Genomic DNA, 24257 nt, shown 5'->3' with positions numbered 1-24257 from the left:
ATAAAGGAGGTAATTATAGCTCTTAATCTCTCTTATAAATATCCCTTGTATATACCTTATTCATAACATCATCCAGACATGAATCATATCTGTTCGCAATTATCGCTTTACTCATCTTTTTAAATTTATCAAGATTATTGACTACTTCATTTCCAAAAAAAGTCTCGCCGTCTTTAAGTGAAGGCTCATAAATTATTATTTTCACATTCTTTGCCTTGATTCTCTTCATTACGCCCTGAATTGAACTGTGGCGGAAGTTATCGGAACCGGTTTTCATTGTAAGCCTGAATACCCCTACAATAATCTCTTTTTCTTTCTCCTTGTTCCACTCATCGTTGGCGCTGTATGCTCCCGCCATATCAAGGATCCTGTCAGCAATAAAATCCTTCCTTGTCCTGTTACTCTCAACAATTGCTTCGATCATATTCTGCGGAACATCACCATAATTGGCAAGAAGCTGCTTGGTATCCTTCGGCAAACAATAACCGCCGTATCCAAAAGAAGGATTATTATAAAAATCTCCAACTCTCGGATCGGAGCACACGCCATGTATTATCGCTCCCGTATCAAGCCCCTTAAGTTCAGCATATGTATCAAGCTCATTAAAATATGACACCCTAAGAGCCAGATAAGTATTGGTAAATAATTTAACCGCTTCTGCCTCCGTATATTGCATTATAATAATCTCTACATCTTTACTTTCGGCACCATCTTTCAAAAGATCCGCAAATTCATGTGCCTTATCAACAAGCACCGAATCCTCTTTGTCTGTACCAACGATTATCCTGCTCGGATACAGATTGTCATAAAGAGCCTTAGACTCTCTAAGAAACTCAGGACTAAACAATATATTTGAAATATGTTTTCGTCTCTTTATTCTCAAAGTAAAACCGACAGGAACAGTAGACTTTATTACAATAACCGCATCGGGATTGATTTCCATCACTTCCGCTATAATTGACTCTACCGAAGAAGTATCAAAATAATCCCGCTTACTGTCATAATTGGTCGGCGCTGCGATAACCACATAATCAGCATCCTTATATGCATCTATTGCATTCGTTGTTGCGGTAAGATCAAGATTTCTCTTTGCAAGAAACTTTTCTATATACTCATCCCGAACCGGCGATATCCCTTCATTTATAGCTTTTACCTTCCCGGGAAGGACGTCCGTTATAATCACATGATTATTCTGTGAAAGAAGCGTTGCTATACTCATGCCCACATATCCTGCTCCGGCAACAGCAATATTTTTCTTCTCAGACATGAAACTTCCTCCTTGCAATGATTTCATCATTATAATCAGACAATCATTTTCTTACGGCAAGTAATTGCCAGTCCAAAAAAAACCAAAAACTCAGGCAAAGCCGAACCCGAAAACGGATAAATAATCCCTTGGAAAATAAATAATAGTGCAAGTAAGATATACCCTTTGTCCACCTCAGTACAAACCGGGCTTTTCCAATTGTTTATAAGCTCATTAACAGCAACTGCACCAAGTGCCAGAACGACTATAAGCCCAAATGCTCCATAAATCATCAATATATTCCACAACTCACCTGTTGCACTATTTGCAGAATTTATAATACTTGTAAAAAAGCCCGATATAGCCTTTCCGCCTGCGAGACTCGAAATACTTCCTACCCTTGTCCCATATGTAAATGCTATACATATTGCTATCAGAACCAAAAGGATTGACCTTCTGTACCATTTAGAGAATCTTACAAGTACCGTATGATCCTCATCGTATTCCTTCGGAATCCTATCCCAGTAGCTTGTAACGGCAAGTCCCGCCACAGCAATCAATATATCAATATATATGCTATACTCAAGATCAAACGTCTTAGTAATTCCCTTTGCCTCAAAATATGACAGAAGCGGTGCATTTGAAGCACAAAACGCATATACAAAAAGAATTATCATATTCCGCTTAATGAAACTCTGAATCGGGCGCCTGATAAACTGTAGAAATAATATAAACATCAACATTGTCATAAACGCCAACATATCGCCATATAAAAACAAAAGAATAAATCCCAATACAGAATAAACAAGATATACTTTCTGTTTCTGCGCATCATCCTCAGAAACATACAAAAATGCACTTACCGCACATATAAGCAATAACGCAGGGATATTTCTGCCACTATTATCCAGCAGAACTTCAGCTCCGATTATCGTAGCCGCACCTGTGAAAACATACCTGTATATACTCAAAAAAATCAATGTATATGAAGCCAGTAAAATCTGCAGATAATACTTTCCGACAGGCTTAATATAATACATACAAAAAGGCACTAAAAACATGAGCATGTAGTAATATGTACGCGAAACTTCTCCCCCGTCCATTATGGGCTGTACGATAAAGCAAATAAGAACAAGCACAAAAGCCCCGATAATAATAAGCCTTTTCTCCCCATGTAAGCGCCCCTTTAAGCTTCCTTTTTTAATAAACTTCCTGCCACACCACAGTGACATTATCGCTACCACAACTCCAAAAAGGATATCCTTCACAGATACCCCCATAAATTTGATAACATCAGCTTCATACATATATAACGGAAACAAGAATAACAGCACTCGAGCCATATAATCGACCAGATAATCCGAGCCATCTATAGGCTCCGGATTTATCGCAATGCTCACCTTTTTTCTAAACTCTTTGTCTGATAACTTTTCTTTGACTTTTCTTAGTTTTTCTGTCAGCGTCTTATCCATTCGCATTCGTCTCGCTTGCCTTTTCCTTGGATGCTTCTGCATTACGTCTTATTCCACTGAAAATAACATATGATGTCACAGAAACAATCAAGAGAATAATGATCGTCCTCCAAATTCTGGCATTCCTTACAGCCTTCATCTGAGCAACATATGACTCCGTCCACGCCTTGTCAATCTGAGCCTGTTCCTGTAATTCCTGCGCTGTCTCACTGTTTTGTAATTCTACAAGGTTACTGCTATTATCCTTCTTAATATATAATTCGTCACCTTTATATACTATATGCACCCATCCAGCCTCTTCTCCAACTACCAGCACCGTACTACCGGCACTTACCGTAACCTTCTTGCCCGTAGTGCTCTTTGAATCATATGCATCGGTATTTACAGAAACAGACTGCATCTCACCTGTCAGCTGTTCAGATGCATGCGCCACAAATTCTGTAAAAGAAAAGATACTTACCAATATCATAAATGCTATTACAATTCGCATACTTTTAAAAAAAGTCATTCGCATACTCATTTTATCCTCTTTAGAACCTCTCTCTCTTCTGTAAATAACGGTGCTTCCATTCGTGGTTCACGACCGTACTCAATACTCTTAACATGAAACTGAACATCCTGAAGGATACGCCTGTTAGATGCAATCGTATCAGCCAATATACCGATTACAAAAATGAGAAATCCTATGATTATCAACGTACATCCCAGTATCAGAGACTGGATATGTCCTCCGCTTCGTCCTACCGAAACATAATACAAAAACCTTATTCCAATTCCCATTCCAATGAAAATAAAAGGCAGACTTATAAGCGTAAAAGCCTTAAGCGGCTTATACATAACATATGCCCGTAAGATAGTAAGTATAGATTTCTTGACATATCCCCACATACTCTTAAAAAGTCTTGAAGGACGCAGTTCCGCATTAGTCCTTATCGGAACACTCATCATAGGGATATTCTCTCTTCCCGCCTGCACAATGGTCTCAAGTGTATATGTATAATCATTTACTACATTGAGCTTCATAGCAGCTTCTCTGGAAAATGCCCTGAATCCGCTCGGCGCATCGGGAACGTTTGTATTGGAAGCCCGCCTTACAGACCAGCTTCCCAAATGCTGAAGTTTCTTCTTGATATACGAAAAATGCTCGGTCTCATCTATAGGCCTTGCACCTATTACCATATCCGCTTCTCCGTTTAAGATAGGTCGCACGATTTTCTCAATATCCGCGCCCTTATACTGATCGTCGGCGTCAGTATTAACAATAATATCTGCACCGCATCTAAGACATCCGTCAAGTCCGGCAATAAACCCCTTGGCAAGTCCCTGATTTTGTTTGAAGTTGACTATATGGTCAACTCCCCATCTCTTGGCGACTTCCACAGTATTATCCCGGCTTCCGTCATTGATGATGAGATACTCTATCTCATCAATTCCGTCAATATGTGTCGGAAGATCATTTAATGCGACTTCCAACGTCTCTGCTTCGTTATAACATGGTATCTGGATTATTAGCTTCATCAGTTCACCTCTCTGAAATGTTGTAGTACAAATCAAAATGTCCTGACTCCCAATATTTTTCGTAGATACTTGAAAGCTTGTCCTTTAACCCACTTTCAAAATCCACCAAAACCATACTATCCTTAGAAATATCACTTATATCAAAGCTATCATCAACATATACAACATGTATATGCTCATCTCGCAGTCTCATCTGGACGGTATCTATATACTCAAGCCCGCCCTCATATAACAGTATTATATCACCATTATGCCCGTTATTGCGTAAATTTGTTATTTCATCCGCGACCTGAATATCTCCATAAATATACGACTGGCATATATATATGAGATGATTGCAGGCGTGATAGGCAAGTCCTATCAGAAGCAAATACGCAATACAGATATTAATGGCATTCCCCTTCTTTTTGTAAAAATATATTCCTATAAGAATTGCACCGATAATTATAATTGTAAAAACTGTACTTAAAACAATTACGCGAATCGGATGAAAATCATCTCTATTAAGAAAATAACTCATCCCTATCATCATCATTACATGCGGATCATTCATCCCTACTTCATTAACTGAAACTATAACAATGGACGCAATGCCACTTGCCATAATGATACCGGCTGCGATAACAAGTTTTCTGAAATAGTTATCTCTCGTTAATAACTCATATACTCCAATCATTGCCAAAATGGGCACTACAAACTCAAAATATCTTCCGTGTAGAAAAAGGTCAAATCTATTATTAATACGATCCGCACTGTGCATCAGAAAAATGCACATTACCACGAACTGCATGAATGATGCTGTAAGAATAAAAAAAGCTTTTAAATCTTTTTTCACCATCCTTCTGATCAGCGAATATATTCCAATATATGCAGTTCCGAAAGTTGCACATCCAAGGTATAGGATTTTTCCAATCATGCTTGCGAAAAATCTTCCGATTCCTAAAAGCGTACAAAGCTCATGTAACGTAGAAAATTGTCTCGAATAATCATTAATATATGTTTGATCCTCTATTCCACTTGAATATAACTTATCTATGACATTATCCTTTATAGTAAGACAGATGATGAAGCCAATAAGCAGTACAATCGCTGCAAAAACTGTAGCTGGCAACACGCTATTATCTGACCTCTTAATCCCTATAAATGCGACGACCAGCATTGTTATCCCAACCGCTACAAGTATCCCTACAGCTCTCATATGAACTGAGTAGATATAGATTGAAGAAAGTGCCGTTATAACTCCCCTTGTGATTGAAGGCTTCTCAATATAAAGAATCATAAAGTACACAACAGCTGTGTAACAGAAGAAAAGAAGCCCCTCTGTCATAGTCATCTGTGTATAAAATACCCACGGTGAATACAGTACTGTCATTCCTGCCAAAATAATCTGCAAAAGCTTAGTATTATCCGCAAAAATTTTTTTTGCAATTCTGCACAGAATAAAAAAAGAAGTAATCTGCAGTAAAAGATTAACTACCACCGCCGCCCTATATGCAATTATTGAATCTGAGAATAACTTCAAAACAGGAATAAGAATCAGAGAATATCCAAATGAATAAAAAGAACTGATAGAACACACTTCGCTAAAATTATATCCAAGGAATCCCGCAGCACTTGCCCAGTAGCCAAATTCATCAGGAAAAAGAGAAAAACCGAATATTCCCTGAATACCGTACATACACAGACAAACAAGTACCAGAACAATAACCACCGCCACAAGGATACTATCATGCCTATTCTCTTCTTTACCCATACGTCCCCCAACTTACCGGTAAATAAATAGCGGGAAATGGCTCATAAGAGTCATTTCCCCGCCAAATAGTTATATTTCCTGTTATTTTACGAGCAGTCCATATCCTGCAAGTCCACCTGTAATTTCGAATGTAGCTCTGCCATTCTCAACTGTCACAGGGATAATCTGAATAGCTCCACCGGGAGCAACTCTTACGATAAAGTATGTCTTGTTGGGATCAAAATTCTTGATTCCGATTGTTACAGGAACAGTTACTCCATCAGGAAGAGATGTGAACTTGCCACCTGTGAGCTTACCAAGGTCAACGTTGATACCGCCTACAACTGTTCCGCCAACTGTAGCAGCCGCAGCATCGAAACTTGCATAAACGGCAGGGCTGGATTTACGCTCAACTGTATATGCTCTTACAAAAGGTGTCTCATTGCCTGCAAAACCTGCTTTGGACTTAATTGCTCCAACGCCCTCTCTAATTGCGATTCCGGCAATCGGAGAAGAAGGAGCAACGAAGAAAGCACCCGGAAGCTCATTCTTAATCACAGCTCCGCCAACAGCAACCTGACTGGTTGTAGTAACCTGAGCGGTTGAAGCATCATCATTACTCGAAGAATCATTACTGCTAGATGAATCCTTTGATGAAGAAGCCTTAGAAGCTTCTGCTGCACTTACCGTTGTAGCTTTCGATGAGCTGCCGGAACTAGACGAACCTGACGCAGGTGCACTTGCCGAATCCGTAGCCCCTACAGTAAGTGGCATAATAAGCATTGTTGCCGTCATAGTTACTGCTAGAATCTTTCTTACCAACTTAGTATTCATAACACTATGTCTCCCTTCATAAATCATTCTTTTTTGAATGTTTCTACGAAATTATGCAAACCAATACTTCAAGCTAAAAACAATTATAACACAAAAATATACTATCAATAAACCGTATATAATTTTTTTTATTAAAAAAGAATAAAATAATAACGGAACTAAACCACTATATCTGGATATCTCTATAATCGTTTTAAATTTAATAACTCTTGACTGCAGAACGTTGTTGATAAATGTGCTACTATAACTTGCGTTTATAGTGTACCTAGAGAATTTTTAACACCTATTACTAAATTCTTTTATTTAAAAAAATAGTTCTAGCAATATAATTCTTCTCATATTTATTCATACAAAAATAATATATATATATATAATATAGGACAACATATATTAACAGTCTTACAAAAAACCACAAAATATGCTGTTCATTTTTTATTACTGAATTAATAAAATAGACCCCAACTGAAAAAGGAAGACTTTTAAATAAAACACTAATAATATTCATCCAAAATTCTTTAATATTCAAACCAACATTTTTGGCATAATAAACATTTAAAACTATTCCGCTCGATAACACTATTGTTATTCCTGTAGAAATTGCTGCACCAATTCCTGCAAAATATATAGATAAAACCGTTGTCAAAAAAACATTTACAACAGCTGAAACAAAATACATTCTTGCCCTAAAAGCATATTTATTCATAACTTGTAATATCGTCAATCCAAGATTTTGCAATAAATCCACAGTAAGAGGAATCATAATTATAACCGCATAAACATAAGCCATTTTAAAGTCATCCCCTACCCAATAAAATAAAAATTCCTGACCAAAAATCATGAATCCACTTAATATCATATAGCATAAGAAAAAAGAAAATCTGCCTGTTTTAATAAATAAAGAATTAATTTTTTTTATGCCATCTTTTTGTGCATAATATTTACTCACACGAGGATAAAAAATATATGAAATAGTACTCCCTACATTTATATAAACAGAATATATTTGTACTCCAACCGCATACACTGCCACCATCACTGTATTATATAATTTTCCAAGAATTATCTGATCAGCCCTCCAAAAAATTTCATCAGCAATACTTGCTAACAATATACTTGCCGAAAAAATAAGAATTCTTTTTGTCATCTGTATGTCTTTATAATGCATTTTTACTTTTATTTTTAAAATCCTTTTTGAATATACATACCTTGATAAAACCGCTAGCAAATTCAAAAAAATTGTAACTATTATTATAGTAATTGCATATGGATATCTTTTTAAGAGTAATATGGCTATTATAGGTTGTAAACTCAATGTAATACATGCCAAACCTTTTTGAAATATAAAATGCTCATTTCCATTAATAGCTGCTATGTATACTCCATTATAAACAGAGATTATCAAGTTAAAAAAAAGCAAAAGAAGCATCTTGCTCCCTTCGTTTATTTCACTATCACTAAAAGAACCTCTATAAAACACTCTAAAAAGATATGCACAAAAAATCCCGCACCCAATTATAAGCAGTGAAAAAAAGCGATATATTTTCCGTGAAATAGCTAATACATTTTCTTGCTCTACTATATTTTTCCGTGCCAAAGCTTTACAATAAAACCTCATCACTCCCGCCGAAATACTAACTTCAAACGCATTAATATATGAAAAAAAAGACCCCACTATTTGATATAATCCATATTCTCCTTTTCCCAATAATTTTATATAAAAAGGAATGCTTATCAAATTAACAATTACTCTAACCGCAACCCATAAGTATGATATGATAACTCCTATTTTCAAGCTATGTCTTCTATATAACACAGATTCTCCTCAAAAACTTTTCCTATTTTTTAATCTATTTCTATGCTGCCATCATATTCAATAAACATTGGATTCCACCTTATGTTTTCCCCTAGTGTTCCTATTTTCTTTACTATAAAAGGCATAAAACTAGTTTTATACCGTATTTCTCCAAGCTTTCTACTAGCCATCTGTTCCCTATTTTTCCAAACAATACAAACATCAAATAAACTTTTATTTTTCTTTATAAATAAATCAGTCAACTCCTCATTCTTAATACCTTTACATATAGGCACCGAACCTTCAATAACCGCAAAAACATGCTTATACTTTATTTCCACTTTAACGAATACAATTCCCAAGCATCTCTTATCTTCATATATATGATAAGCTCTATGCCCAAATTTTGCATATTTCCACTTATAAAAATCTTGATTCATTACGGGAACCATCCCTCCAATTGAACTATCTACCATGCTTTTTGATATCTCAAATATTTCATCATTTGAATGTGCTAGGTCCTTTATTATTTTTTCTTTACTTACATCGGTAAAAAAATGTTTAAAACTATTTACTGGATTAATTATTCTAATAAACCTAAAAAATTCATTTTCACTATTCCATCCCCTTTTTATAAATCCATGAAATGAGTTTTGAGGATTAGGAAATCCAATCATGTAATCATATCCTTGCTTAGAATAATATTCTTCAGCAATATCAAGTATATTATTCCATATCCCCAATCTTCTATAAGAAGGATTAACCGCACTTTCGCATGATTGGACAACTCGATATTCGTTTTTTCCATCAGTATATTTGCACGGAGAAAAAACGTTCATCCCAACCAATAATCCTCCATCAAATGCCGCAAATACTCCTGAGTCACAAATTGGATTCTTAAAATGTTTATATTCCCATTTTTCAATTGTTGTATGCCGTGAAAAAACCTGATTAAAAAGATCAATAATTTCTTGTTCATACTCTTTTCCGGTTATTTTTTTATACGTTAATGCAACCATAATTAAATCAAATTTCCTCTCTCCATTTTTATATCCACATAGTCGCCTTTAAGCCTGTTCACAAATCACCGTTTATTGCCCTAGTATATATTCAAAAATTAAGCTTTTTATAATTTATCATAATGCTACACAATTCTTTTAGCTTATCTAACCAAAATATGCCTCTCAATAAATAAACATTCTTATACTGAGAATTACTATATTTTCTTTTTAAATAATATCTATTTCCAAAGCTATAATCAAAAAAGTTATTCACCTTATACTTCATTTTATCCATCAGAACAAATTTTTGTTTATCTTCTGATGAATTTGGCTCATATAAATAATCTTTTCTTACTGAAATAGGCAACTTATATGAATCCAAAGTCCGCTCTTTTCCATAAACTGCAATTTCTGTTAATCCTGCATTTCCCTTACTTCTTTGTATTTTTATCTCTACTTTATCTGCCACTATATATCCATCAAAAAGTATACTAGCCGAGCCATCCTCCATTATATAACCACTTAACTCTTTACTAATATTTCCAATTCTTATATCAACTACCTCTATATGTGCATCTTTTCTTGGGTTTTCATAAACTAATATTTGTTCTATTTTAACCGGTTTTTTCCATCTTAATTTTACAATTCTTTCTGTATCTTTTTTTTCTGGAACCCAAACTGAAGCATCTAATTGACAGTTTTCTTTAATTACATTATGTGCATCTATTGTCTTAAAATCCGTTAAATATTCCTTCTTTCCTGTGGATACATATATATCTGCCAATAATGCCAAGTTGTCTACTCGTAATCGCCAATATGATATGTCCATATTTATTGCACTATCCATTGTTTTTCTAATACATTGGGAATAGTGACAGCAAGCCGCCTTATATATTGGATTTTTCGTCAAAAATTTTGTCAATAATTCTAAATCTAATTTAAATGCGATTCTATGATTCCATTTAAGAATAGGAGTACATAATAAATCATTTGTTCCACTTTGATTAACTTCATATTTATTTTTATAATAATCTCTTTCTCCACACATACTATTCTCATATGCAGGTTTAGTTAATACTAAAGGATTATAATTCCTTTGTTTTATTTTTACCGCTTTTAATGCTTCCAAAAAACAAAGATAAAGCATTCTATGATCAGGATGATTATCAAAATCAACACAAACTAACACTTCCGGATTTATTTCTATAATAACTTCAGCAACATCATTTACATAATTCTTTTTTAAATATGAATTATGCTTCCCATGCTTTATAAAGCAGTACTCATTAAATCCATCTGGAGCATATGTAAAACTTCTTCCTGCCATAGACGAAACTACTTCATTCGAATTGTAAATATGCTCATCTCTCCATCCATCACCATACCCTAAAAAAATAATATTCTCTCGAGGAACTCCCAAAACATTGCATGCCCTTATAGCTTCTTTAAAGCGTACTTCAGCTTCATGTGGATAAAAATCTCCATTAGTTGCATAAACCACATATGTCTGCCACTCATTTGAATGTCCAAATGAATAAAGCAATCCTCCACCCACAAATAATTCATCATCCATATGCGGAACAAAAAAAACTACATTTTTCATACATTCATACCATCAAGATGTATAATAAACATCAAAATATCATTCAATTCTTAATTAACACCGAATTCAATTCTGTGTTTGCTTCTAAATAATAGGGTATAGTTAGCATCTCAGATATTTTTAAATTAAACGGATTCTCATCCAAATATACACCTGACCCCATTTTTGTCCTAATGCTTTTTCCAGCTATAATATCTATATTATATGAATCCGATTTGCACTTAGTTGTAACATGCTCAGTTACTATAATATTGGGAAAGTCTTTTGCATTTAAAAGAACTTGTTTTATATCATTATTTGTCAAATGTTGAAAAACTTGTCGTATTAGACATAAATCGCCTTGGGGCAACTTATCTTTTACAATATCCAAACATTCAAATCTTATATTATCATTAGAATAACAAGCAATATTATGTTTTATCATATCATCATAAATATCGACACCAATATAATTTACATTCACCCCTTTTAACCATTCATTAGCAACATGAAAATCTCCGCATCCAAGATCAATGACTGTTTTAATATTATTATCTTGGATATATTTTTGTATTAATTCACAGTAAGGATTCACAAATTTTTGAATTCTAGACCCTTCGCCTGAGTAATACTCGCTCCCATCATTCCCCCAATAATGATTTTGGTATATATTCTTAAATATATCTTTCCTATTCATTTTTTTATATTCACAGTTTAAAGTTTTTTCTTTATATTTATAATATAATGCCTTTGTAGCTTTTCCTTTTAGCATTATATTTTTTATATCAGACAATATCACCATGTTCATCCTCCTATCAAATATTCCAATTACTCTTTATCCATAGTAATCCTTTACTCCAATTATTCTTCTAAAACCGTATCGAAATTTGAATAGAATAAAAATCACCCCAATCGCATTATGCTTTATAAACAATAATTTTATATAATCCATTAACGACATGCATTTAATTGAAAACTCAAGATTTTTTATGTCATTAATAGCTTCCTGTTCCATATAAGAATTGTACATTTTATAAAAGTATGCATATGATGCTTTTTGATATTTAATAGTATTAGCTACAATACGATAGAATAATCTTAAATTAAACACACGTACTTCTTCTCTCGCTTCTCCAGTTAAATAATTTATCAGCTTACTAAACTCCCTGATGAATGGATATGATAATTTATCATACTTCTTACCATATAACCCATGTGTCGCTGAGTAATCATTCATATTGTAATAATACAAAACATCATCAATCACAAGTATCTTGCTACAATTTAAAAGTAATTCAAAATTAAACAAGTAATCTTCATACAATTTCAGTTTTTTACTAAAACTCTCTTCTTTCAATAGAGTTCTCTTATAAACATTTGCACACGGTGAACCTGTAATAGTATATTTCTTAAATTTTTTTGCTCCTAGCAAGATTCGAATTGCATCATCTTTATCAATAATATAATAAGGTTTAAATCTTTTTGGTTTATCCAATTCTACATTTGAACGTTTTCTAATTATTTGTCCAAACAAAATATCCGGCTCATACTTTGTAATATAGCTATCAATTATATTTAAACAATTGTGTGGTATTCTATCATCAGAATCTATAAAAATAATATATTCTCCTCTAGATTCTTTTATACCAATATTTCTAGCAACTGAAACACCTTCATTACTTTTATGAACAATTTTTATTTCAGGAGTCCCATTGAAAGAATCAATGTATTCTGAAATAGTTATATCACTACCATCATCTACCAAAATAACTTCATAATCTTTAATATCCTGACAACTCAAATCATGAATTAGATTTTCTATATCAGGAATTGGAGTATTATAAATTGGAATTACTATGCTATATTTCATCTCAATAAAAACCTGTGTTAATCAATACAACACATTCACCTTTTTATTTAACAACCTGTACGTATAATGTTTTATTCTTTTTATATCCACTAACAGGATATTTATATTTTTTATGATATTTAAATTCATCTAAAACAGTATATTGATATATTTCATTTATTGAATCTATAACACGAAGTTTTTTTTCTGCGTTATAAGTTAAATAATACACATTTTTATAGCCCGCTTTTTCTAGATCCTTACACTGTTTATATATATCCCATTCATTATTTTTGAAATATGCATCTATACCAATCGCATGAAATCCCATATATAATAAGGACAGATAGCCTTTCTCATCACTATCCAATACAATTGCCGCATTATCTGATATACAGTTATCTATTCTTTCAAATGTATCCCATTTGATTATAGTATCCGTATAATTTTTACATAAAAATATATCTGGCTCTATATATGATAACAACAGAAAAAAAGAAAAATATATTAACACATTCCTATATTTTATTTTGTCTAAAGAATTTAATGCTATACTTCCCGCAATTACAATTACATACATATATACTGCATTGTATCTAGAAAAATAATATATGTATTTTACTGAAGGCATACAAAAACAATTAATTATTACTGTGTACAATATCCAAATCATCATCCATGAAAAATCATTGTCTGAAATATTTTTATTTCTTATATATCTCCAACAAGTTGACAAAATTGCTATAAATAATAATGGTCCCGTAGAAAAAATAATATATAGAAAGTTGATAGTTGCCTTTTCCTTTTCAACTACCAAATACGAAATTGCATACTTTAAAGTAATATATCCCCCCACCAAAATTAGTGCATATACTACACGTTGCAATAATTTAATAAAAAAATAAATATTTTCCATTCTTTTTTTTATTATAAATGCCAAAATAACGCATAATAAAGAAGAAGAAAAAACTAGAATTGTAGTTTGTATATAAGAGAAGTTTCCTCGTAGAAATTTTCTAAGCAAATAATAATTCTCATGCACATACCCCTTATTATATATAGACATATAGGTATAACCTAAAATATATGCAAGAACAGAAAAAATTGATTGTAAAATAATCTTAGTATTTTTTTTGGTTATGCCATTTACCCAAATACAAACAATAATAACAGGCATAGCTGCAAAAATAGAAATATGCATCAAAGAAAATCCTAAGACAGCTATACTTATAAGCCAATAAGAATCTGCATAATCAATCATTGCGTAACAAAATAATGTTACCATCAAAATCAGATATAATTCTGTAAATGCAGTATGTGAAAAAAAAATGTTTTGTGGAGATAATACTAATATCAATGTTCCAAGAATTTCTAATGGAGTACATATACAATTTACCTCGCATATATAAAAAAAAAGAATAATAATCAAATACAGAAATAACACTTGGCAATACTGCATATTTGCAAAACCAAACATCCTTCCAAACAATGCCAAAAAAGCAGGTAGTGTAGGCACATTATGATAAATGCGCTCTAAAAAAGCCTCTTCCATAATACCTGTTTCAGCCCCTGTCTCCACATTCTGTCGTATCCATAATGAATGAAGTCTTTTATTAATTTCTTGTATATACCACATTTTTTCATCTTGAGGAAGATTATTTTTTACCATTAATTTAATAGTGTTATCATTATGGTCAGAAAATAATTCCAATGCTTTAATTTGATATGACCCATCATCTCTCCAAATTCCACAAAGCCCACTAGTAGGCTTTGAAACAGCAATCACTATTGCTATAGACAAAAGAATAAACGCCAATTCTTTTGTCATAATCTTACAAGTAAATTGAATTTTTTTCTTCAAAATAATCTGCCACCCAGACAAAGCCATTATTATCATTATGCTTAATAATTCACTTTTATAAATACTAAAATAATCAACAGAAAACAAAATTGAAGAAGACACCTCAAATAATAAACAACTAATAATTAATCCCATTGTTAAACAAAAAAGAAATCCTCGTGTGTTGTAAAAAAAATTACAAAATATAACACTGAATAATACGATAAGTATTGCAAGAATAATTGATAAACATCCGTTCATAAAAATCTCACTTCCTACTTTCTATATAAGTGTGTTTATATATTCTAATAATTGCTCTCGAAAAGAACTCATTTGATATTTTTTTGCTTTATTTATAGATTCTATTGAATACCTACTCCAATCACACTCACTACTAATTACTTCCCATGTATATTCACACAACTCATCCAATGTATCCCAGCACCTTCCTTGAATACCATTTTCAACAACTTCTGCTGGTCCAGCCTTATTAATAACGATAGGAACACATCCAAATGTCATCGCTTCCACTGTAGTCATTCCAAAATGCTCCAAATTATATGGATCATTTTCATCTACACCATATCCCTTTGCATGCCAAAATATTTTTGCACTTTTATATAACTCACATAATTTTTTTTGTGTAACATTTTGCAATAATTCTATATGATACCCACTTATATATTGTTCAATTTCATGTTTATAATATTCATATTTTTTCGATGTATTTCCTATTATTATAAATTTATAATCACATTTAAATTTATCAACAAGCTGCTTATATGCACTTACCATTTGAAGTATGCACTTATCTGGAACCAACCTATCAACTGCAATAATAATATTCTGCTTATTTTTTAAAATACACTCATCATTACATTCTACTCTTGCTGGTGGATTTAACACATAACAGTCCTTTTCCCAATATTTTTCAAACCACTTCTTAGTAAAATCTGAATTAGCCAAAAACATTGTATATGAGCCAATATATAGACTATCAATTCTTTTTCTTAAAAGAAAAAAAATACCATTGTTTACTGGTTTATCTGGAAAATGAACAATATGTATTGATGGAATATTCTTACATCCAGGGAGTTTTCCTTGCGTACAATTGATAAATAAATCAAACGTATCATCAATTTCACAAATCATTTTTTTTAACTGAAATTCAAGAATATCCTTTATTGCTATATGCTTATACCCCACAGATATCATTTTGACAAATTTAGTTGAAAAGTATTTAGAACCATATGTATCGTATATCCTATTTATATCAAATTTGCGTGATGGATTGTAACGAGTATATATGGTTACGTCATTATCCTCAGACAATATCTCAGCAATACCTAAACCATATACCTCAGCTCCTCCACTACCTACAAAAGATAAATTTGGCAAAAATATGGCTATTTTTTTCATATATAATTTACCCTTTTCAGCATGCATTAAATTAAAGAACTCCAAAACAATTTCTATCCATGAATAGTTTTTAATGCCTTTATTGGTATTCCCACTTTAGAAAAGAATACATATATACTTCTCACAACATATGGCAAATGCAAAAACATTTTAAAAAAAAACTTATCCGAAACAGAATCCGTCATATCTAATACTTCGTTATAGTTATTTCTAAATTTTTGTAATGCTAATGCTTTTGTCAAAGAATCTTTTCCAAGAATACAAAAAAAAACAATATAATACTTCTGCATCTTTACATGTAGTTTCTTATAAACGTCAATATAACCATGTACCCTAAACCAATACTCTCTTTCTTCTAAAAAACCTAACCAATCCTTTGTACGTTTCTCTAATATGTTTTTATCATGTGTAATACTAGTTGCTTCACCTTGATAATAGTAATATAGGCGATTATCAATTATTGATATCTTTTTTGCTTTTGAAACTACTATATGAGCTATGGCTAAATCTTCATAATACGATCCTTTAGGAAATTCAAAGCCATTAACGATATACCACTCTCTTCTATATAACTTATTCCATGCATACGTAACTACAAACTTATATTCTATCCATCTTAATAATATATCCTTGGCAGACATACATCGCTTTACAACATGCTCATTTTTCTTAAACTTATATGAATCATCGAATCCAAAAATCATATTACAGATTACAAGATCACTATTATCATTTAGTGCCGTTTCATACATAACACTAATATAATCAGAGCTCACATAATCATCAGCATCTACAAATGCTATAAATTCACCTTCTGAATATCGAACACCTCTATTTCGTGTTTCACTTAATCCAACATTTTCTTGATGAAATACTCTAATTCTATTATCTTTGTTAGCCAATGATTCACATATAGAAAGAGTTTCATCTGTCGATCCATCATCTATAATAATAATTTCTAAATTTCTATAATACTGATTTTCTATTGAAGTTATACATCTTCTCAGAAACTTGGAAGCATTATATGCTGGAACTATAACACTAATAAGTGGATTATTCATATTTCCCTCACAAAACAAAACATATGCCGATATATTTTTTTCTTCATATTCTTCTACTCTTTATATTTTTCCTTGGGATTTAAACCAATTTATTGTTTCATTGATTCCTTTATCAAATGATATTCTTACAACATACCCCAACTCGTTCTTTGCTTTTTTTATATCAAACGTCCTGTCATATACAGTCGATTTAATATTCATGCAATTAACAATCGGTTCTTTTTCAAACACCTTTGCTACAATTTCAATAATTCTTACTACTCCTAGCGTTATTGGCACAGGCACATAAATATACGGAGCCCACTTTCCAATATTTTTCATAATAAGTCTATGTAATTCGTCCATCTCAATGGAAGTATCTGATGCAAGAATATACGCCTGCCCATTTCTTCCATTCTCCATAGCAAGAATGGCACCATTTACCACATCATCAACATGAACTAAAGGAGTCAAATTCTTCCCCAGTCCAACTTTTGGAAAAACTCCTTTTTTCATAAACTTACAAAACTTATAAAACTCTCCATATCCACCCACTCCGTATATCATACATGGACGTACAATTACTCCAGGAAAGGCGAATTCAGAACATGCATCAAGAATTATTTGTTCACTTCTCCATTTGCTCTTCTGGTATGGTGTAACCGGATTTGGAGCAGACTCTTCATCTAGTATCACCTCCCCAACAGGCCCCATGGCTGCGGTACTGCTAAAGTGAACAAATTTCTTTAAAGTTTTACTGTATCTAAATTCATTAATAAGATTTCTGGTTCCGCCTTCATTAATCCCTGTAAACCGATTATAAGCCTCTTTAGAAACAGAACTCACATGTCCCATGGCTGCTAAATGTATTACATAATCAATATTTTCGCTTATTCCATGCAACGAATCTGCATCAGTTACATCACCAATAACCGTTTCAACATCAAACTGAGCTTTCAAACATCTTGCCTTATCTTCGTTTCTAACAAGGCACTTAACTTGATAACCACGTTCAATTAGTGCTGGCACAAGATGTCCGCCAACAAATCCTGTCGCACCTGTAATTAATACTTTCATTTCATATCTCTTTTCTCATCTCATACTAAACTCCATTGCTTTAACTCCAGCTTTAAGTAATGTAGGAAAATGCATTAACTCATTACTATATGCCTGATTTGCTAAAGGACAAGCGCAATTCCTTTTCTTTATATACTTTCGAACTTCATTTGCTTTATCGGAATGCCATAATTTCTGAAAATCATAGCTATAATCTCTTAAATTTCCCATCTGCTTATCATATCCAAGCACACAACAAGGCCATACTCCACCATCAAAGTTGATATGTACATTTGAAACACCTGCATAACAAGGAATAACTTGTCTCTTCTCTGCAAGAATCTTGCCCGCTAGTTCATAATAAACAACACGCATAGCCTCGGTGGTACGAGCAAGTCTCTTTTTCTTTCCTATATTCTCTTCAACTTTTCTGGAAAAATCTTTTATAAGCCTCTGATAAACATCAGCCGGAGGAGTTATCGAATCTTTTAGATTAAAAAATTCTGTTCTACACTCAGCCACTTCGTTTCTATAACTTTCAACACCAAGCGAATGTACAAAATCCTCGATTTCATCAAGATCATTTATATTAAAATTTGAAATAACTGTTCCGAGTTCAAGATGAAAGTTATCATATTTTTCTTCAAGTCCTTTTAGTCCATCTATAGTCTGAAGGAGCTTTTCAAAGTTTCCTTTTACCCCTCTTATTTCATCATGTTTTGCCCCCACACCATCTATACTTGGCTTAATTGTGACCGGAACATTCGGATTATATGCTCTGACAATCTGTATAATTCTTTCTGTATTCTTTATAATCTTTTCTGAAAGAATAGCATTTGTAGGACTATGTATAACTCTTGGCTTAAGATATTTACATGCAAGTTCAACTATTTCAGGTAAATCGTCTCGAAGAAACGGCTCTCCACCACTCATATTAAAAAAATATACAGGCTTCATTGAACTGAATATTTTTTCAATTTCGTTAAGTTTTAAATCTCTCTCTTTTCTACTTGGATCCTGACAGAACATCTCGCCTATCTGACAAGTCTTACATCTTGATTGGCATGCTGCTGTAACTGAATATGTCACTGTCATAGGATTGAAATTTTTGTATCCGAACCATCTATTCAATCTATAACTTGTTAAATAAGGTAGAAGAACCGTGAAAAGATCACTTTTTTTCATAAGCTATAATTATGATTCCTCCGAATTAGTTGTATATAAGCTTAGTAAATAGGTATACTATCATGCCAGCAAATACAATTTATTTATGTTATCTACCATCCTATCCCAAGAAAACCTATAGTTTTCTTCTTTTACACCCATTTCAAATTTACTTGCACAATCCTTGTCAAAAAAACTTATAACTGCATCTGCGATTGCTTTTTCATTTTTTACGTCAACTATAAATCCTGTCTTCCCATCCATTACAACATCAGGCAATCCACCAACATTTGTCGCAATAACAGGTTTATCAAATCCATAGGCAATCTGTACAATCCCGCTTTGTGTTGCAGATATATATGGAAGAACTACAACATCACATGCTGCAAAGAATTTCTCGACTTCTTTATCAGGGATATAGCCGTCATATATATCAATTACATCGTTGACAGAAAGCTGATTTATAAGCTCAATGTATTCCTCTTTATCATCACCAAAATCTCCTACGACAAGAAGCTTGCAATCAGATAATTTTTCTTTTACCTGAGGCATAGCCTTGATAAGATAATCCAGTCCTTTATACTTTCTTACAAATCCAAAGAATAGAAGAATCTTTTCTTCAGGTTTGATTTTCAAAAGTTCCCGTGCATGCTCTTTAGACATGTTCTGCATCTTGAATGCATTGTATGTCGGATGAACCGCCCGTATGTATTTGGCGTTTGAAACAATTGTCTTTAGATCATTTTCATCCTGACTTGATTGGACTATATAGCAGTTCCCCTTTTTCAAGGTCCTCTGTGTAAGCCATTTATCTAAAGGAAATCTTTCATGTGGAAAAACGTTATGACATATAAATAGTACTTTGGAATTTCTAATGTGTCCGGCTATCGCCTGATAACACGGAGCAAAATACGGATGCCACCACTGAATGATAACTAAATCAGGTTTTAATTTATTTATCTTGTTTGCAGTAGCAATCCAATTTACAGGATTTGCAGTATTTATCACATACTGCGTATTATCAATCTTGAACGTATCATTGGAATAATCCCGTTGTTCTTTTTTATATAAAAATTTAGGGTATTGGAATGAATAAGATAGTAGAGTTACATCATACTTCTTAGATAAGGCTCTGAACATGAGCCCTGTATAATGTGAAATCCCACCTTTATATGGGTAAACCGGACCGATCAATACTATTTTCCCCAATTCCTTATTCAACGATGCTCCCCCTGATAGGTCAAGTTGTTTAAGTCTTGTATTCTGTGTCTTTGAAATACTTCAAATTACTTACTACTTGGGTATAACAATATAAAACGGATATCTAAATGATGATTCTATTATCCGTCTATTACGGTACGTTGTCAATTTATATTTGTGAAAACAATAAACAAGGCCCTATCCCTACAAATAGGAATAAGGCCTCACCTTATATCACATATTCAAGCTTATCCGCAAAATGTCCGAGGAACTTTATCGTGCGCTCGTCCTTGGGATTTTTAAGAACTTCTTTTGCAGTTCCTTCCTCGACTACTCTTCCGTCTGCAAGGAACACGATCTTATCTGCAACATCGAGTGCAAATTCAAGCTCATGTGTTACTATCACGGAAGTTATGTGCTGCTCTTTTGAGATTCTTTTTATTATCTCAAGAACGTCCTGAACTTTCTCGGGATCAAGGGCGCTTGTCGGTTCGTCAAAAAGAATTACTTCAGGCTTAAGTGCAAGAGCACGCGCTATTCCTACTCTTTGTTGCTGTCCACCGGAAAGCTGCGAAGGATAGTGATCTTTCCAATCAAGCAGTCCAACTTGAGTAAGATTCTCAATAGCGATTTTTTCCGCTTCGTCCTTACTTAGCTTTTTTGCCTTGATAAGCGGAAGCGTAATGTTCTGAAGCGCAGTCTTGTTCTCAAAGAGACTGAAGTTCTGGAAGACCATTGCTGTCGACTGTCTGATTTCAAGTATTTCTTTGCTTGTAAGTTTGGCAAGGTCGTAGCTCTTTTCCCCGATTGTAAGTGTCCCTTTATCGGGAGTTTCAAGGAGGTTGATGCACCTAAGGGCTGTGGATTTTCCTGCGCCCGAAGGTCCGATTATCGCTACGGTCTCTCCCTTATTAACTTCAAGATCTATTCCGCTTAATATAGTTTTGGCTCCGTATGACTTGTGCAAGCCCTGTAGCTTTATCATCTTTGTTTCTCCTTATGCGGTCTGTACTTTGCGTGAGTTATAGCTTAGTTTTTTCTCTGCATACTTCTGCAGATAAGTCAGACCTGTACTGAACAGAAGGTATATGAGCGCAACCTCTATGTAGAGAGCAAGCGGCTCGTAGGTTGTGGCAACTATTCTCTGCGTCTTCATAAACATCTCGGTTATCGTAATGTTCGCTGCAAGTGATGTGTCTTTTACCAGAGAGATAAAAGTGTTGAACAGTGCGGGTATGCACGCCTTTATCGCTTGCGGCAAAACTATGAAATATATTGCCTGCCATGAAGTAAGTCCGCATGCAATCGCGCCTTCCGTCTGACTCTTGGGAACCGAAACTATCGCACCTCTTATGGTCTCCGAAGCATACGCTCCGACATTGAGCGAGAAAGCTATGATCGCTGACGGGAATGCGGGGATGTTGAGCCCCACACCCGGTAAGCCGTAGAAGATGATAAACAGCTGTACAAGTAACGGTGTTCCTCTGAATACCCACACATAAAATCTGAAGAATTCAGAGAGTACTTTTATTTTCAGCACTCGTACCACTGCCACTACAATTGCCAGTATCATTCCGATTGCAAAAGAAATGAGTGTCAGCGGAACTGTAACAGTAATCCCGCTTAGCAGAATTTTCGGAAGTGCGTCCGCTATTATTTTCAGTAATCTTGCGCTCATAGTATTCACCGTCTTTTTGCACTATCAGTGTGCAACTGTTATATCCTCTCCGAAGTACTTTTCTGAAATGCTCTTAAGTGTTCCGTCATCGCGAAGCTCTTTAAGTGCTGTGTTAACTGCTTCCTGAAGGTCGCTGTCATCTTTTCTGATAAGGATTGCAGACTCTGTTGCTTCATCGGAAGTTGCTACAACCTTTGCATTTGCATCAGGCTGGTTTGCCTTGTAATCAAGGAAAGTAACGTTGTCATTTACTGTCGCATCCGCACGTCCCTGAATAACAAGCTGGATTGACTCCGAGAATCCGTTTGTTGAAACGATCTTGCCACCGTAGCTCTCTGCAAGTTCTGCCCAGTTACTTGTAACTGTGAGCGCAACGTCTTTTCCCTTGAGCTCTTCAAAGCTGTTTATATCTGTATTGTCACCGTTTACGATTACTACGCCGTATACGTATGTATATGGATCTGAGAAAAGATATTTTTCTTTTCTCTCATCTGTGATTGAAACCTGGTTTGCGATGGCATCATACTTTCCTGCATCAAGTCCTGCGATGATTCCGTCCCACTGTGTCTCTGTGAACTTAGCTTCAAGTCCGAGCTTGTCTGCAATTGCCTGTGCAACCTCTATATCAAAGCCTGTGAGCTTATCGCTGTCATCGTGGAATGAATACGGTGCATAAGTTCCTTCTGTTGCGAAAGTGATATATCCGTTTTCTTTTGCTGTCTCGTAGGTTGTCTTTGCTCCCGATTCTTCTTTGGCCTGTCCTGCTTCGCTTCCTGCCTCCGCAGATGCTTCTCCTGCTGTATTTGCCTCAGATGCTGCCGCCTCCGCATTTCCGCATCCTGTAAGTATTGTTCCAAAAACACTGACTGTTAATAGTGCTGCTGCTAACTTTTTCATAATATCTTTTCTCCTATACTTCTGTAATTCTCTGTCCCCTTGGGATGGAATCATAGTATCATCAGAGGCGCCTGTTGAAAATTCAATTGATTTTATGTCTGGCAATAAGGATTCATTATCGCGGGGTGTGGTATACTCTATTGAACGACTTCTTTTGGAGGTAATCATGAGAACACGAGACAATTACTCGGTGCAGTTTTAATGCTGACAGCAGGTTGTACCGAGGTTAATTGATATAAGATGCTGTCACATACTGCGCCGGACAAATTGTAGCAATACGTAGTTATACCGAGTAAATATTTGAAAAGGAGCAGTTATGAATACAGTATGAATATTATCAAATCATTCTTTTTAATATGCCTTATATCCCTGGGGGGTACTGTTTTTCTCTTGCTTGCCGAGACTAATGCATATTAAATGCTTTTTCATAAAGTTCTTAATATGTCTTTTTTCATTTTGGTAAAGTCCAATTATCATAAAAATTACGCAAAATACATATGAAATTGCTTTTACAAGTAACTTTAATATGCCATCTGCCTTAGATAAGTACTTGTCGAAACCATTAAATAGCCAGTGAAGGCATACTAAAGTTACCTTTTTTTATATTTCATATGATAACCTTAAATAAAAAGTAGGCTACTACTTTTTCAATATTATCAAATATTATACTTACTCCGCATCTCCTGAATCATTTCATCTGCATCTTTAATATATCCTTGATCTGCATGATTCTTTGAATTTTCCAATTTTCTAAGTAGCTCTTCTTCATTCATTGGCGTAATCAGATTGTTTGTATCCATTGTCATATAGTTTATAGCACTTTCTATGCCCACATCTCCAGTAATTTTTATATCATCATATCACTATACATGTTATATATCGATATTATAATTTGATGCAAAGTATATAAAAGTATATAATTATATCGAAAGTATAT

The 24257-nt window shown here is 33.9% G+C and carries 21 protein-coding genes; all 21 read right to left on the bottom strand.

Features of this window, described 5'->3' with window-relative positions:
* Window positions 1-22 precede the first annotated feature (22 nt).
* Window positions 23-1267, bottom strand: a complete 1245-nt coding sequence (locus BM398_RS05615; protein WP_092336787.1) for a nucleotide sugar dehydrogenase — start codon at window positions 1265-1267, stop codon at window positions 23-25.
* A 35-nt stretch (window positions 1268-1302) separates the two neighbouring features.
* Complete coding sequence (locus BM398_RS05610) at window positions 1303-2718, bottom strand: hypothetical protein (protein WP_092336786.1); 1416 nt, start codon at window positions 2716-2718, stop codon at window positions 1303-1305.
* The gene (locus BM398_RS05605) at window positions 2711-3238 is read right to left on the bottom strand and encodes a hypothetical protein (protein WP_092336785.1); all 528 of its coding nucleotides are present in this window, start codon (window positions 3236-3238) and stop codon (window positions 2711-2713) included. The genes BM398_RS05610 and BM398_RS05605 overlap by 8 nt, the downstream gene beginning before the upstream one ends.
* A complete protein-coding gene (locus BM398_RS05600) occupies window positions 3235-4236 on the bottom strand; it encodes a glycosyltransferase family 2 protein (protein ID WP_092336784.1) in 1002 nt (333 codons plus the stop codon). Before BM398_RS05600 ends, BM398_RS05605 begins: the two co-directional genes overlap by 4 nt.
* A gap of 4 nt (window positions 4237-4240) precedes the next feature.
* Window positions 4241-5989: a hypothetical protein gene (locus BM398_RS05595; RefSeq protein WP_092336783.1), complete on the bottom strand. Its 1749-nt coding sequence runs from the start codon at window positions 5987-5989 to the stop codon at window positions 4241-4243.
* Between the two features lie 81 nt (window positions 5990-6070).
* Window positions 6071-6802, bottom strand: coding sequence for a hypothetical protein (locus BM398_RS05590; protein ID WP_092336782.1), 732 nt, complete (start codon window positions 6800-6802; stop codon window positions 6071-6073).
* Between the two features lie 289 nt (window positions 6803-7091).
* Window positions 7092-8615, bottom strand: a complete 1524-nt coding sequence (locus tag BM398_RS05585; protein ID WP_092336781.1) for a lipopolysaccharide biosynthesis protein — start codon at window positions 8613-8615, stop codon at window positions 7092-7094.
* 29 nt (window positions 8616-8644) lie between these two features.
* Window positions 8645-9613: a GNAT family N-acetyltransferase gene (locus BM398_RS05580; RefSeq protein WP_092336780.1), complete on the bottom strand. Its 969-nt coding sequence runs from the start codon at window positions 9611-9613 to the stop codon at window positions 8645-8647.
* A 91-nt stretch (window positions 9614-9704) separates the two neighbouring features.
* Window positions 9705-11198 carry a PIG-L family deacetylase gene (locus tag BM398_RS05575; protein ID WP_092336779.1) on the bottom strand — a complete coding sequence of 498 codons (1494 nt, stop codon included), beginning with the start codon at window positions 11196-11198 and terminating at the stop codon, window positions 9705-9707.
* A 43-nt stretch (window positions 11199-11241) separates the two neighbouring features.
* Complete coding sequence (locus tag BM398_RS05570) at window positions 11242-11979, bottom strand: class I SAM-dependent methyltransferase (RefSeq protein ID WP_175531852.1); 738 nt, start codon at window positions 11977-11979, stop codon at window positions 11242-11244.
* Between the two features lie 33 nt (window positions 11980-12012).
* Window positions 12013-13047 (bottom strand): glycosyltransferase family A protein, encoded by a 1035-nt coding sequence (locus tag BM398_RS05565; RefSeq protein ID WP_092336777.1) that lies wholly within the window; start codon window positions 13045-13047, stop codon window positions 12013-12015.
* 43 nt (window positions 13048-13090) lie between these two features.
* Window positions 13091-15127: a hypothetical protein gene (locus BM398_RS05560; RefSeq protein WP_092336776.1), complete on the bottom strand. Its 2037-nt coding sequence runs from the start codon at window positions 15125-15127 to the stop codon at window positions 13091-13093.
* A gap of 21 nt (window positions 15128-15148) precedes the next feature.
* Window positions 15149-16312, bottom strand: a complete 1164-nt coding sequence (locus BM398_RS05555; RefSeq protein WP_092336775.1) for a glycosyltransferase — start codon at window positions 16310-16312, stop codon at window positions 15149-15151.
* Between the two features lie 26 nt (window positions 16313-16338).
* The gene (locus BM398_RS05550; RefSeq protein ID WP_092336774.1) at window positions 16339-17346 is read right to left on the bottom strand and encodes a glycosyltransferase family 2 protein; all 1008 of its coding nucleotides are present in this window, start codon (window positions 17344-17346) and stop codon (window positions 16339-16341) included.
* A gap of 60 nt (window positions 17347-17406) precedes the next feature.
* A complete protein-coding gene (locus tag BM398_RS05545) occupies window positions 17407-18402 on the bottom strand; it encodes an NAD-dependent epimerase/dehydratase family protein (RefSeq protein ID WP_092336773.1) in 996 nt (331 codons plus the stop codon).
* A 15-nt stretch (window positions 18403-18417) separates the two neighbouring features.
* A complete protein-coding gene (locus BM398_RS05540; RefSeq protein ID WP_092336772.1) occupies window positions 18418-19566 on the bottom strand; it encodes a radical SAM/SPASM domain-containing protein in 1149 nt (382 codons plus the stop codon).
* A gap of 60 nt (window positions 19567-19626) precedes the next feature.
* Window positions 19627-20766 carry a glycosyltransferase family 4 protein gene (locus tag BM398_RS05535; RefSeq protein WP_139233785.1) on the bottom strand — a complete coding sequence of 380 codons (1140 nt, stop codon included), beginning with the start codon at window positions 20764-20766 and terminating at the stop codon, window positions 19627-19629.
* Window positions 20767-20974: 208 nt separating this feature from the next.
* On the bottom strand, window positions 20975-21730 hold the full coding sequence (locus BM398_RS05530) for an amino acid ABC transporter ATP-binding protein (RefSeq protein ID WP_092336771.1): 756 nt from the start codon (window positions 21728-21730) through the stop codon (window positions 20975-20977).
* A 12-nt stretch (window positions 21731-21742) separates the two neighbouring features.
* A complete protein-coding gene (locus tag BM398_RS05525) occupies window positions 21743-22423 on the bottom strand; it encodes an amino acid ABC transporter permease (protein WP_092336770.1) in 681 nt (226 codons plus the stop codon).
* A gap of 24 nt (window positions 22424-22447) precedes the next feature.
* Entirely contained in the window at window positions 22448-23320 is an 873-nt protein-coding gene (locus tag BM398_RS05520) for an amino acid ABC transporter substrate-binding protein (protein WP_092336769.1), read from the bottom strand.
* 656 nt (window positions 23321-23976) lie between these two features.
* On the bottom strand, window positions 23977-24153 hold the full coding sequence (locus BM398_RS17100; RefSeq protein ID WP_175531851.1) for a hypothetical protein: 177 nt from the start codon (window positions 24151-24153) through the stop codon (window positions 23977-23979).
* Window positions 24154-24257: the final 104 nt, after the last annotated feature.

Source organism: Butyrivibrio sp. M55, assembly GCF_900116865.1.
Lineage (GTDB): Bacteria > Bacillota > Clostridia > Lachnospirales > Lachnospiraceae > Butyrivibrio.
Note: the sequence above shows the minus strand (reverse complement) of the source record. Positions and strands in the feature narration are given on the sequence as shown.

Bases quoted from the DNA above. Each gene is read 5' to 3' on its own strand.
- BM398_RS05615 (WP_092336787.1), bottom strand. From the start codon at position 1,267: ATGTCTGAGAAGAAAAATATTGCTGTTGCCGGAGCAGGATATGTGGGC.
- BM398_RS05610 (WP_092336786.1), bottom strand. From the start codon at position 2,718: ATGGATAAGACGCTGACAGAAAAACTAAGAAAAGTCAAAGAAAAGTTA.
- BM398_RS05605 (WP_092336785.1), bottom strand. From the start codon at position 3,238: ATGAGTATGCGAATGACTTTTTTTAAAAGTATGCGAATTGTAATAGCA.
- BM398_RS05600 (WP_092336784.1), bottom strand. From the start codon at position 4,236: ATGAAGCTAATAATCCAGATACCATGTTATAACGAAGCAGAGACGTTG.
- BM398_RS05595 (WP_092336783.1), bottom strand. From the start codon at position 5,989: ATGGGTAAAGAAGAGAATAGGCATGATAGTATCCTTGTGGCGGTGGTT.
- BM398_RS05590 (WP_092336782.1), bottom strand. From the start codon at position 6,802: ATGAATACTAAGTTGGTAAGAAAGATTCTAGCAGTAACTATGACGGCA.
- BM398_RS05580 (WP_092336780.1), bottom strand. From the start codon at position 9,613: ATGGTTGCATTAACGTATAAAAAAATAACCGGAAAAGAGTATGAACAA.
- BM398_RS05575 (WP_092336779.1), bottom strand. From the start codon at position 11,198: ATGAAAAATGTAGTTTTTTTTGTTCCGCATATGGATGATGAATTATTT.
- BM398_RS05570 (WP_175531852.1), bottom strand. From the start codon at position 11,979: ATGGTGATATTGTCTGATATAAAAAATATAATGCTAAAAGGAAAAGCT.
- BM398_RS05565 (WP_092336777.1), bottom strand. From the start codon at position 13,047: ATGAAATATAGCATAGTAATTCCAATTTATAATACTCCAATTCCTGAT.
- BM398_RS05560 (WP_092336776.1), bottom strand. From the start codon at position 15,127: ATGAACGGATGTTTATCAATTATTCTTGCAATACTTATCGTATTATTC.
- BM398_RS05555 (WP_092336775.1), bottom strand. From the start codon at position 16,312: ATGCATGCTGAAAAGGGTAAATTATATATGAAAAAAATAGCCATATTT.
- BM398_RS05550 (WP_092336774.1), bottom strand. From the start codon at position 17,346: ATGAATAATCCACTTATTAGTGTTATAGTTCCAGCATATAATGCTTCC.
- BM398_RS05545 (WP_092336773.1), bottom strand. From the start codon at position 18,402: ATGAAAGTATTAATTACAGGTGCGACAGGATTTGTTGGCGGACATCTT.
- BM398_RS05540 (WP_092336772.1), bottom strand. From the start codon at position 19,566: ATGAAAAAAAGTGATCTTTTCACGGTTCTTCTACCTTATTTAACAAGT.
- BM398_RS05530 (WP_092336771.1), bottom strand. From the start codon at position 21,730: ATGATAAAGCTACAGGGCTTGCACAAGTCATACGGAGCCAAAACTATA.
- BM398_RS05525 (WP_092336770.1), bottom strand. From the start codon at position 22,423: ATGAGCGCAAGATTACTGAAAATAATAGCGGACGCACTTCCGAAAATT.
- BM398_RS05520 (WP_092336769.1), bottom strand. From the start codon at position 23,320: ATGAAAAAGTTAGCAGCAGCACTATTAACAGTCAGTGTTTTTGGAACA.